The following is a 12,072-nucleotide window of genomic DNA, read 5'->3' as shown; positions in this document are numbered from 1 at the left end:
GAAAGGCCGCCATGCCGAACGTCGCCCACGACCCCGAGCACCGGCTGTGGGTCCTGTCCGGACCCGGCTCCAGCTACGTGCTGCACCTCGACGACGCCGACCGACTGCGCGGCCTGCACTGGGGCCCCCGCCTCACCCTCGAACAGGCCGTCTCCCTGCTCCGTCACCCGGAGCCCGGCCGCCGGTCGTTTGAGGACCCCGCCGACGGTACCCTCGACCTCGACACCGCCGGAGCCCTGCGCTACGCCCACGCGGGCGTCCAGGTCCGCTTCCCCGACGGTGTGCGCGACCTCGAACCGGACCCGGCCGGCCAGGAGGTGATCGAACACGAGGACGGCACGGAACTGGTGCTGCGGTTCACCGACCGGCACTACCCCCTCACTCTTGAGACGCGCTACCGCCTGCGCACCGGCACCGACGTCATCGAACGCCACCTCGTCCTGCGCCACACCGGCAGCGAGACCGACGGCGCGATCACGGTCGTGCGCGCCGACTCCGCCACCTGGGTGCTGCCAAGGCTGCGTGAGTACCGCCTGAGCCAGGTGCGGGGACAGTGGAACGCCGAGACACAGCTGAACCGGACCCCGCTGCCCTACGGCGAGACCCTCCTCACCAGCCGCCGCGGCACCACCGGACACCAGACCAACCCCTGGGCCATGATCGACGACGGCGAAGCAGACGAGGAGCACGGCGCCGTCTGGTCGTGCGCCCTCGCCTGGAGCGGCAGCTGGCGGCTGACCGCCCAACGGCTGCCCACCGAACGGGCCACCCTGTCCGCAGGCTTCGGCCACGACCCGGTCACCTGGGAGCTACTCCCGGGCGAGGAGCTGGCCACCCCGGTCTGCGCGGGGGCGTACACCGAAGGCGGCTTCGGAGCCGCGTCCCGTCTGTGGCACCGGCACGCCCTGGACCATGTGCTGCCGCACCCGGAGGAGCTGCGGCCGGTGCTCTACAACTCCTGGGAGGCGACCGAGTTCGACATCGACGTCACCGGTCAGATCGCGCTGGCCGAGAAGGCCGCGGCGCTCGGCGCCGAGCTGTTCGTGATGGACGACGGCTGGTTCGGCGCCCGCACCCATGACGCCGCCGGTCTCGGCGACTGGACCCCCAACCCGAACCGCTTCCCCGACGGCCTCACCCCTCTGATCGACCGGGTGCACGACCTGGGCATGCAGTTCGGCCTGTGGGTGGAGCCCGAGATGGTCAACCCCGACAGCGACCTGTACCGCGCCCACCCCGACTGGGTGCTCCACCACCCGCACCGCCGCCGCACCGAACACCGCAACCAACTGGTCCTCAACCTCGCCCGCCCCGATGTGGCCGGCTGGCTGCACGGCCGGCTCGACGAACTGCTGTCGAAGAACGCCATCGACTTCCTCAAATGGGACATGAACCGCCCCTTCACGGAGGCCGGTTGGCCCGACGCCGACGGTGACCCCGACCGGCTGTGGATCGACCACGTACACAACCTCTACGCCCTGCTCGACCGGCTGCGCGCCGACCACCCGGGACTGCGCATCGAGACGTGCAGCAGCGGCGGCGGCCGCCTCGACCTCGGCATCCTCGCCCGCACCGACCAGGTGTGGACCTCCGACAACACCGACGCGCTCGACCGCATCGGGATCCAGCACGGCTTCTCCCAGCTCTACCCGGCCCGGGTCATGGGCGCCTGGGTCACCGACAGCCCCAACCCCTACACCGGGCGCAGCGTGCCCCTCGACTTCCGCTTCCACGTCGCCATGAACGGTGTCATGGGCATCGGCGGCGACCTGAACCGGTGGAGCGAGACCGAACTGGCCCGCGCCAGCGAACTCGTCGCCGCGTACAAGCGCGTACGTCACCTCGTCCAGCTCGGCGAGCAGCACCGGCTGCGGCCCCCCGGGGGCGGGGAGCTCAGCGCGCTGCAGTACCTCGCCCCAGACGGCCGGGAAGCCGCAGTGATCGCCCTGCGACGGTCACGGCACTATGGACACCACGACCCGGCCCTGCCCCTGCGTGCACTCGACCCCGCCGCCCGCTACCGCGACACGGCCACTGGCATCGTGCACCATGGCGCCATCCTGCTCAGCCACGGACTGCCCCTGGACCTCGCCGCGGACGACTATGCCTCCGCACTCGTCCACCTCGTCCGCGAGCCGGCCTGACGACGGCGCGCCACCTCGACGGTGTCAGCGATCGAGTTATGCCCGGCACGCGCGCGTGGCCTGGCCGGGCAGAAAAGGCGCGCGGCGGGCGGGGGCTCGTCAACAACGCCGTCAAGACCGCGGCGGCGAGCCGGTCCGATGCGGCGGGGTTGGGGAAGACCTGGACGACGTCGGCCCGATGCTTGACCTGCCGGTTCAGTCGCTCCAGCGGGTTGGTGGACCAGCGGCAGGTTCTTGTAGCCGTTATCGCGATCAGCTCGTCCCAGGCGGGGAGGCCGTCGGGGATCAGAAAACCTTGCGGGGTTCACAGCTCCCGTTCGACCACGCCTGCGACATCGAGCGGCGCACGGCCCAGCAGGAACCGGAGAACGGCCGGGTTGCCCCGGAAGCCGTGGGCGTCGTAGTGCGCGAAGGTGGAGATCATGTCGGCCGCGGAGAGCGGTTCCGCCAGTGCCCCGGGCGGCAGGGGAGCGGATGACGGAGGCACGGGGACCGGGCGCAGTTCGACATGGCGGTGGGCCGCGAGAACGGCCACCATCTCCGCCAGTGTGGTCATCGGGCCGCAGAGTTCGTACGACGCGTAGTCGTGTCCGTCCTCGGTGAGTACCTTCGCTCCGACCTCGGCGACGTCGGCGACGTCGACGACCGACAGCGGGGCGTCCGGGTCGAAGGGCACGGACACCTCGGGGCCGCCGCGCGCGAGTATGCCGAGGATGACCTGAGCGTAGATCGACGGCTGGAGGATCGTCCATCGCAGCTCGCTGTCGCGCAGAAAGGCTTCGACGCGCGACTTCCGCAGATGATTGCGGAGTGCGGGAGTGTAGGGCTGGAGCACGGAGTGGTAGACGAACCGCGGCACCTCGGCCGCGGCCGCGGCGTGCACCGCGTTGATGGCGAGGTCGTCCTCGTGCGGATGCAGCGCGGGAGGGATCACGTACACCGCCCGCGCGCCGGAGAAGGCGGCCCGCAGCGCGGACTCGTCCCCGAGGTCGGCGTGTACGACGGTGGGCACCCCCGCCGCCCCCAACCGCGTCGCGCCCTCGTCGCTGTGGGTGACGGCGGTGACGTCGAGGCCCCGCCGCAGCAGTTCGCGTAGCAGGGGGCGTCCGGCGGCGCCGGAACCTCCGGCGACCACGACTTGACCGCTCATGGAAAACCATCCCTTCGGGGGCATTCGTGAGAAATGGGCGTGACCTCAGGGGGCCGGAGAAGCGCGCGATCAAGGCCCGTGAGGGGCAGTCGTCGGCGGCTGGGCCGCACATCCCGCGTCAACGGTAGGTCCGCTCCGATCAAGGAGTCAACGTCATCGTAAAATAATTGCCCTGGTAGTCAGTGGGCTGGCTTTTCGGTGGTTGCATGAAGACATGGAAGGGCTGTGACCCTGACCCATCCGCTGCGGCGGGTGGTGGCGCCCCGGACCGGGCGGCGGGCGTACCGGTGTGAGTGACGGTGGTCGAGGTGGTCCCGCAGGTCCTGGACTCGCCCCGGCGGGTGTTCGGTGAAGCCCTGAGGCAGGGCCGCCTGCGCCGGTGATTGTCGGAGGTGTGAGCCGCGGAGCGCCTGTCGGGAATGGCGCGCTTTCATGGTATTGATATTGGCGTCAAACTATTGACCCGTCTGTCGATCCAGTCCTAGTGTTCACCTCGATGTGACGTCGAGCCGCTGCCTGCATCAGGCGTCACACCCCCAGTGCTTTCGTTGTGTACAACAGGAGGGACGGCGAGGGATGGCTGAGGAGCGCACACTCATTCGTGGAGGCACCGTCATCACGATGGAGCCCGGTGTGCCCGACGGGGTGGCCGACATCCTCATCGAGGGTGACCGGATCGCCGCGATCGGCAAGGATCTCGCGGTCGCCGAGGGGTCGGCACGCGTCGTGGACGCGAGCAACCGCATCATCGTCCCGGGCTTCATCGACACGCACCGGCACATCTACCAGATCCTCATGCGTGGTCTCGGGACGAACTGGTCGCTGATGGAGTACCTGACGTCGATCATCACGAAGCTCGGTCCGAGCTTCACCCCGGACGACCTGTACGTCGCGCAGCGGCTGGGCGCCCTGGACGCCATCGACACCGGCGTCACGGCCGCCTTCGACTGGTGTCAGCAGTCGACGTCCAGGGAACACATCGACGCGCTGCTCGCGGGTCTGGAGTCGACCGGCTTCCGGGTCAAGTTCGGCAGTGGCGCCAACGTGATCGACCTGCAGAACTGCCTGAAGCCGCCGTTCCTCGCCACGACGCCCGCGAACACCGTCGAGGTACGGCGGCTGCGGGAGAAGTACTCGTCGGACACGGGCCTGGTCACGATCGGTCTGGCCGGCATGGGCCCGGACCACCTGACGATGGAGGTCGTCAAGCAGGACCTCGCCTTCGCCCGGGAGCTGGGCATCCGGATCAACATGCACCTGGGGCAGGCGGTGATGCCGGGCCGCTCCGGCATCGAGTTGATGCACCAGGAGGGGCTGCTGGGCGACGATCTGGCGTTCGGTCACTGCAACTACTTCAGTGACGACGAGATCAAGCTGATGCTTGATCACGGGGTGACCGCGTCGGTGACCCCGGAGGACGAGTGCAACATGGGGCACGGCTGGCCGCCGATCGGGCGGATGGTCGCGGCCGGGCTGTACCCCAACATCGGCATCGACACCTGCCTCAACGTCGGCAGCGACCAGTTCACCGCGATGCGGTTCGCGCTGGCGATCCCGCGGGCGCAGTCCAACGACGTCTCGCTGTCCGCCGGTCAGAACCCCTGGTCGGTGCCGCTCACGGCCCGTGACGCCCTGCGCATGGCGACCATCGAGGGCGCCCGGGCGCTGGGCCAGGAGGACCGGCTCGGCAGCCTCAAGGTCGGCAAGCAGGCCGACCTCGTCGCCATCGACACGAGGCACGTGTCCATGTTCCCCGTCCACGACCCGGTCGCCAACGTCGTGCACAGCGCGGGCCGCGCTGTGGTCTCCGACGTCTTCATCGCAGGCAAGCGGGTCAAGAAGGACGGCGAGCTCGTCGGCGTCGACATCCAGCGACTGCACGCCGACGCCCAGGCGGCGGGAACCGGCCTGCTGGAACGCGCGGGCATCACACCCGGCTGGACACCGCCCCACCCGGACAACGCCGTCTACCTGGCCTCGGACAGCGAATAGGGCCGCGTCTTTTTGACCCGCCTGATATCAGATATGCCAACCCGGAGCCGGTGATGAGTGAGTACGTCTGGACGCCCACGCCCGAGCGCATCGAAAACGCGAACGTCATGCGCCTGGCGCGGGCGCACGGTCTGGCCTCGCTGACCGAACTGCGCGCGCGCTCGGTGGAGGACGTCGGCTGGTACTGGGACGCGGTGCTGGCGGACCTGGGCCTGCCGTTCCGCAGGCGGCACGAGCGGGTTCTGGACCTCTCCGCCGGCATCGAACACCCTGACTGGTTCGTCGGCGGAGAGCTCAACATCGTGGACGCGTGTCTGAACCGGTGGGCGGTCGGTCTCTCCGCCGATCAGTGCGCCGTCGTCCATGAGACGGAGGACGGACGGGTCCGTTCGCTTACCTTCCGTGAGCTGAGCGAGGAGGTCGATCGGGTCCGTGGTGGGCTGCGGCGGCTGGGGATCGGCAAGGGCGACGCGGTCGCCTTGTTCATGCCGATGATCCCCGAGGCGGTCGCCGCCTGCTACGCGGTGACTGGACTGGGGGCGGTGCTGGTGCCGTTGTTCTCCGGCTTCGCGCCGCAGGCCGTAGCCGCGCGTCTGCAGGACGCCGACGCGAAGGCCGTGATCGTCGCCGACGGGACGGTCCGGCGCGACCGCGAGGTCGCGATGAAGCCGGTCCTGGACGAGGCATTGGAGAGCTGCCCCACGGTGGAGCACGTCATCGTGGTGGGCAATCTCCACGCCCGCCCCGAGACCACCTCCGCGCGGGACACGCTCTGGAGCGATCTCGCGGCGGGTGCCGACGACACGGGGGAGGCGGTGACGCTGGCGGCGACGGACACGCTGCTGCTGGCGTACACATCGGGCACCACGGGGCGGCCCAAGGGAGCCGTCCACACCCACGCCGGCTTCCTTGTGAAGACGGCGAGCGAGGTGGCGTACTCCTTCGACGTCGGTCCGGGTGACGTCTTCTGCTGGATCACCGACATGGGGTGGATCATGGGTCCGCTGTCGGTGTTCGGAGTGCATGCCAACGGTGCCGCGCTGGTGCTGTACGAGGGTTCTCCCGACGTGCCCGACAGCAACCGGCTGTGGTCGCTGGTCGAACGCCATGAGGTCACCATGCTCGGGGTGTCGCCCACCCTGATCAGGGGCGTCCGGGCCGGCGCGCACAGCGAACGGACCGACGGCGACCTCTCTTCGGTGCGGACCCTCGGCTCCAGCGGAGAACCCTGGGACCAGGAGACATACGACTGGCTGGCCAGGGACGTCTTCGACGGCCGGGTGCCCGTCATCAACTTCTCCGGCGGCACCGAGGTCGGCGGCTCCTTCCTCGCCCCCTACCCGGTCGAGCCGATCCGGAGCTGCTCACTCGGCGGCCCCTCGCTGGGCATGGACGTCGACGTGGTGGACGACCAGGGCCGGTCAGTACGCGGCCAGGTCGGCGAGCTGGTGTGCCGCCAGCCGTGGCCGGCCATGACCCGCAGCGTCTGGAAGGACGACGACCGCTACCTGGAGTCCTACTGGTCGTTCTTTCCCGGTGTATGGCGGCACGGAGACTTCGCCCTCGTCCACGAGGACGGCCAGTGGTTCGTGCTCGGCCGCTCGGACGACGTCATGAACGTGGCCGGCAAGCGCCTGGCCCCCGCGGAGGTGGAGGCCGTGCTCATCGGCCACCCGGCGGTCGCCGAGGCCGCCGTGGTGGGCGTACCGGATCCGAAGAAGGGCGAGGGCATCTGGGCGTTCTGGGTGCCGCGGGAGGGTGCCGCCGAGGACGTCTCGTCCGAGCTGCGGCAGATGGTGGCCAACGCACTGGGCAAGCCGTTCACGCCCGGACTCGTCCGCAGAGTCGCCCAGCTGCCCAAGACGAGATCCGCGAAGATCCTCCGCCGGGCGATACGGGCGGCGGCCCTGGGCTCCGACCCCGGCGACCTGTCGAGCGCGGAGAACCCCGAGGCCCTGGACGGTATCCGGGATGCGGTCGCACACAAGTCCTGACCCTTTCACCCCTGATGGAGTTGTCCTTCCAAGGAGCCGAAGATGTCCACAACACCGAAGTTCGCCCACGTCGTGCTGCAGACGAGCCAGTTGGCCGAGATGCGGGACTGGTACTGCACCGTCCTCGACGCCCATGTGGTGTTCGAGGGGCACGGGCTGTGCTTCATGACCTTCGACGACGAGCACCACCGGATCGCCCTGCTCGGCGCTCCGGTGCCGCTGGAGCGCAAGTCGCCGACGACGGCCGCCATGCACCACACGGCGTACACGTTCGAGACCCTGGATGACCTGCTGGGGCGCTATGCCTCCCTCAAGGAGAAGGGAATCGAGCCGAGGGTGCCGATCCAGCACGGCATCACCACCTCGCTGTACTACCAGGACCCGGACGGCAACTTCGCCGAGCTGCAGGTCGACAACTTCGCCACCCCGGACGAGGCCACGGCCTACATGCACGGGGCCGAGTACGGCGCCGACCCGGTCGGGGTGTCCTTCGAGCCCGAGCTGATGGCCCGGGCCCGCCGTGAGGGTACGGCGGCCGAGGCGCTGATCACCCGGGCCTGGGCGCTGAAGACCAGCCCCGACCTGCCCGACCCCATGCCGATCCTGACCGGCGCCTGAACCACGGTCACCCGACTCACTGACGGAGCTAGCATTGCGCATCATCAATCACGGCGGTCGGGCCGGTCTCGAACGGGCGGGCCACTGGCTCGACGTCGAGATCGCGAGCGACGGCTGGTTCACCTCCGATCCGATGGCGGTGTACGCCCGATGGGACGAACTCCTGGAACTGGCGCGGGAGGTGGACTTCACGGACGCGGAACCGGTCGACGAGGCGCAGCTTCTCGCACCGGTTCCCCGCCCGCGTCAGATCTTCGCGGTCGGCCTCAACTACCGCGCGCACGCGGCGGAGTCGGGCCTGGACCTGCCCAAAGCGCCGTTCATCTTCACGAAATTCCCCGCCTCGGTGACCGGGCCGTACAGCACCGTCGAACTGCCCACCAAGACCGTCGACTTCGAGCTGGAACTGGTCGCCGTGATCGGTGCGCAGGCGTATCGCGTCGAAGCGGCGGACGCCTGGCGGCATGTGGCGGGCCTGACCGTCGGCCAGGACCTGTCGGAGCGGGAGCTGCAGCTGTCGGGGCCGGCGCCCCAGCAGTTCGGCCTCGGCAAGTCGTATGCCGGGTTCTCGCCGATCGGTCCGGCCGTGGTGTCGGTGGATGAGTTCGACTACCCGGACGACATCGAGATCAGTGGATTCCTGTCCGGTGAGGAGGTCCAGCGGACGCGGACCAGTGATCTGGTCTTCCCGGTGTCCGAGTTGGTGTCGTATCTGTCGCAGATCCTGCCACTGCTGCCGGGGGATTTGATCTTCACGGGTACGCCGTCCGGTGTGGGCTGGGGCCGTCGTCCGCAGCGTTATATCGGGCCCGACGACGAGCTGGTCAGCCGTGCCGAAGTGATCGGCGAGATGCGTCACCGGTTCACAGCCACCGCCAAGGCCGCACGCCGTCCGAGATGAGCGCCCTGGACGACGCCGTGCACCAGTGCGTCGACGCCGGGACGGCCCCCGGCGGGTGGGCCTGGTGGCTCGCGGCAGCGAGGTCGAGGTGGTGTCCGCCGGCTCGGTGGACACCGACGGTAGCGCCCCGATGCGGCGGGACTCGATCTTCCGGATCGCCTCGCTGGCCAAGCTCGTGATGGCGGCGGCGGTACTGAGATTGGGGACGACGGCCGGATCGGTCTGGACGACGCGGTGGATGATTGGCTGCCGGAGTTGTCGAAACCGACGGTCGTGCGTACGCCGTCGAGCCCCGTCGAGGACGTGGTCCCGCCCGCCCGATCACGGTAGAGGACTTGCTGGGCAAGTCGGCCGGGGCGATGAAGTCGCGTTCGTAGACCGGCTGGCGCAGGACGAGCCCCCAGCGCCCCTCGCGCCGTTCCACGAAGTCGAAGATGACACCGATACAGGTGACGTCGCACACGACACCTTCGACCAGCCCGCGCTGCGTGATCCGCGGTTTCGACATCGCGAAGCCCCGGTCGCCGTTGACCAGGGCGGTCACCGCGCCGCCCGAGTGCAGGGCCCGGTTGCCCTCGGCGAAGGCCTTGGTGGCCCCCCGACGAACTGCTGCGGGGTCGCCTTGCCGCCCCAGGCGGTCATCAGCACCCTGTCGTCGTGCCAGGCCTCAGGGAAGCGGTCTCCATTCGCGGTTGTCGTGGAAGATCCTCCAGTTCTCGACCAGATCACGGATCGCGAGCCGGTCGAGCAGGGTGTCGCCGTGCCCCGTACGGTCTTTACTCTCGTGACCTCGGCGGCTCAGGCGCCGGCCGGGCGGGGCGTGTCGGCCGACGACTGCCGGGCGCGCTCCAGCGCGTCACGCAGGTACGGGTTGCGCAGGGGCGGGTGCTTCGGGGCACCGGCGACGACGTCCTCGGGTAGTCCCCGGATCCGGCAGAGCTCGTAGACGCCGTCGTAGAGCGAGAGCGCGTTCTCAAGGTGTTCGGCGTCGTCGTAGGCGACGCCGAACGCGCTCCCCACCAGGTTGAGTGCGGTGCCGAGCACGCGCTCCTCCTCGGTCTGGTCGGGGCGCGCCGGGGTGCCGAGCGCGTTGCTGATGCCCGCCGCGACGATCCGTTCCATGCGCCACAGCGCGGGATCGTCGAGGTCGTACGCGCGCAGCACCTTCTGGAAGCACGGCCCGTTCTCGTCGTGCAGTCCCAGCGGGACACCGGGGATCCCGATCGGCGTCGAGCCCTCGGGGATCCGCAGCCGGGCCGGGTCGGGGAGGCCGCCGTCCAGGCCCCACTCCACGAACTCGAACTCCGCCTCGGGGTCGACGAACCGGCGTACCAGCCAGGGGGAGGCGACCCGGTCCAGGTGAACATGAGCAAGCGTGGCCCAGCGCATCGATGGCCTTTCGGATGATGGGAGAGGTGCGCGAACGAGGTGTTGTGTGTGTGGGAGAGAGACGCGGTCGTCGACGGCGTCCGGGGTTTTGCCGGGGGAGGCGCGCAAGGAGTCGGTGCGCGCCTTGGCCGCGGCGAGCTTCAGCCGACGTGCAGATGGCTGCGCAGATGCGCCACGCTCCGCGTCCAGGTCTCGCTGCCCGGGTCGGAGGGGTCACCGAGGTCGGACGAGCCGAGGAAGCCGTGGCCGAGTCCGGGCAGGACCGCGTGCTCGAAGTGCGGGTCGGCGGCCGCCGCCCGTTCGGCGTAGCGCTCCACACTCGTCATGCCGACGGTGGTGTCCTGGTCGCCCCAGAACGCGAGCACGGGTCCACGGAGCGAGCCGACGAGGTCGACGGGGCGGGGCGGCGGGGTCACCACCCAGGCGGGCGGTTCGGGGAAGCCGTAGTAGGAGACCGTCACCAACTGGTCCTGGGTGGAGGTCAGATCGAGCGCGAAGGTGCCGCCCATGCAGAAGCCGATCGTGCCCACCGCGGTGCCGGTCGAGCGCCGGGCGAGCCAGTCGACGGCTGCACGAAGGTCGTCGAGGCTCTGATTCTCGTCGAGCCGGGCACGGCGGGCGATCGCCGCTTCGGCACCGGGTTCGGGCAGCGGCCCCTGGCGGAAGAACACGTCGGCCAGCAGCGCCTGGAAGCCGGCCGCGGCCAGCAGTGCGGCCAGGTTCTCGTAGAAGGGGCTGCGGCCGAGCATGTCGGCGATGATCAACACGCCGGGCGCGTCCGGATCCGCGGCGACGTGCAGGGCGGGCATCACCTCACCGGTGGACAGGGGAATGTCGACCTCGCGGCGCACGGCATCGGGAGCCGGCTGCCCCGGGGGAAGGTCACTGTGGCACATGGAGGAGTCTCTCGCTGGTGGTGGACGGTCGGTGTGGGGCGCGGGTGATCTGCCCGCTCACGTGCTCTGCCGGGTGCGCAGGTGCCGGGCGATCCAGGCGGCGATGCCGGTGGGCTCCCGCCCGAGGATGGTCTCCAGTACGAGACCGTTTCCGCCGCGGAAGCCGTAGCCGTCGTAGTACTCGCGCAGTCGTTTGAAGCCCTCGGCGGCGAACGGGCTCGCCAGCAGGCCCTGCTGGGCGGCGGGGCCGTACTGGTCGAGTGCCGCCTGCTCCGCGCGAACTGGCCGCCCGAGCGCCTCCGCCAGATGGGCGGCGATGTCACGGGCGGTGTACTCGCCGGGTGCCGACAGCTCGAACGTGCCGCGCACCAGCCGTTGTTCGGTGAAGGCGATGGCGACGGCCTCGGCGACGTCCTCGTAGTCGACGTAGGCCATCCGCGCATCGGGGCTGAAGGCGTCGGCGTACACGCCCTCCTGGACGGCTCGTGCCCAGCCGGAGACGAGCGGTCCGTGCATGAACCGGGAGGGCTGCAGGACCGTGAACTCCAGGTCGGTCTTGTAGAGGTGGTCCTCGACGGCCAGTTTGGGCTGGTGGTTGAGGAGTGCCGAGATGGAGGGGTGGTAGACGCCGGAGAAGACGAAACGGCGGATGCCGGTGCGCTCGGCGATGTCGACGACGGCCTTGCCGAGCTGCGCCTCCTCGGGCATGAAGCGGGGGCCGATGAAGTAGACACCCTCGCAGCCGGTCGCGGCCCGTTCGATGGCGGCGAGGTCGCGGAGGTCACCCTCGGCGACCTCGGTGGCGCCCGCGCCGAGGACCTTCTTGGCCTTGCCGGTGTCGCGGATGAAGGCGCGTACCTCGGCTCCGCGGGCGGCGAGGGCCCGGGTGACGGCGAGGCCGGTGTCACCGGAGGCTCCTAGTACGAGGATCAACACAACTCCTGGGATCTGTACCGCTGTTCAGGGGTGCCTGTCGTGGTGCGTTTGC

Annotated in this window: 9 protein-coding genes and 1 pseudogene; 5 read left to right on the top strand and 5 right to left on the bottom strand. The window is 69.8% G+C overall.

The window, feature by feature from the left end:
- Positions 1-11: 11 nt before the first annotated feature.
- Positions 12-2,144: an alpha-galactosidase gene (locus QA861_RS29610; protein WP_334591744.1), complete on the top strand. Its 2,133-nt coding sequence runs from the start codon at positions 12-14 to the stop codon at positions 2,142-2,144.
- Positions 2,145-2,256: 112 nt separating this feature from the next.
- Here QA861_RS29610 and QA861_RS29605 read toward each other — a convergent pair.
- Both QA861_RS29605 and QA861_RS29600 read right to left on the bottom strand, forming a co-directional pair.
- Positions 2,257-2,379: pseudogene (locus QA861_RS29605) on the bottom strand (transposase); the annotation flags it as partial.
- Positions 2,380-2,448: 69 nt separating this feature from the next.
- Complete coding sequence (locus tag QA861_RS29600; protein ID WP_334591743.1) at positions 2,449-3,294, bottom strand: NmrA family NAD(P)-binding protein; 846 nt, start codon at positions 3,292-3,294, stop codon at positions 2,449-2,451.
- 576 nt (positions 3,295-3,870) lie between these two features.
- Here QA861_RS29600 and QA861_RS29595 point away from each other — a divergent pair.
- From QA861_RS29595 to QA861_RS29580, 4 genes are read left to right on the top strand one after another with little or no spacing between them, the layout of a single operon-like run.
- Positions 3,871-5,286 carry an amidohydrolase family protein gene (locus QA861_RS29595; RefSeq protein ID WP_334591742.1) on the top strand — a complete coding sequence of 472 codons (1,416 nt, stop codon included), beginning with the start codon at positions 3,871-3,873 and terminating at the stop codon, positions 5,284-5,286.
- Between the two features lie 53 nt (positions 5,287-5,339).
- The gene (locus tag QA861_RS29590; RefSeq protein WP_334591741.1) at positions 5,340-7,280 is read left to right on the top strand and encodes an AMP-binding protein; all 1,941 of its coding nucleotides are present in this window, start codon (positions 5,340-5,342) and stop codon (positions 7,278-7,280) included.
- A gap of 42 nt (positions 7,281-7,322) precedes the next feature.
- On the top strand, positions 7,323-7,898 hold the full coding sequence (locus tag QA861_RS29585) for a VOC family protein (RefSeq protein WP_334591740.1): 576 nt from the start codon (positions 7,323-7,325) through the stop codon (positions 7,896-7,898).
- A 34-nt stretch (positions 7,899-7,932) separates the two neighbouring features.
- Entirely contained in the window at positions 7,933-8,799 is an 867-nt protein-coding gene (locus QA861_RS29580; protein WP_334591738.1) for a fumarylacetoacetate hydrolase family protein, read from the top strand.
- Between the two features lie 798 nt (positions 8,800-9,597).
- On the opposite strand, the gene QA861_RS29570 is transcribed toward QA861_RS29580, so the two are convergent.
- The 3 genes from QA861_RS29570 to QA861_RS29560 form a co-directional block, all read right to left on the bottom strand.
- Positions 9,598-10,188, bottom strand: a complete 591-nt coding sequence (locus QA861_RS29570) for a chromate resistance protein ChrB domain-containing protein (protein WP_334591737.1) — start codon at positions 10,186-10,188, stop codon at positions 9,598-9,600.
- A 140-nt stretch (positions 10,189-10,328) separates the two neighbouring features.
- A complete protein-coding gene (locus tag QA861_RS29565) occupies positions 10,329-11,084 on the bottom strand; it encodes a dienelactone hydrolase family protein (protein WP_334591736.1) in 756 nt (251 codons plus the stop codon).
- A 57-nt stretch (positions 11,085-11,141) separates the two neighbouring features.
- Entirely contained in the window at positions 11,142-12,017 is an 876-nt protein-coding gene (locus QA861_RS29560; RefSeq protein ID WP_334591735.1) for an NmrA family NAD(P)-binding protein, read from the bottom strand.
- Positions 12,018-12,072 lie beyond the last annotated feature (55 nt).

This window comes from Streptomyces sp. B21-083, from assembly GCF_036898825.1.
In the GTDB taxonomy this organism is placed as follows: Bacteria; Actinomycetota; Actinomycetes; order Streptomycetales; family Streptomycetaceae; genus Streptomyces.
This window is presented reverse-complemented; position numbering and strand designations above follow the sequence as displayed.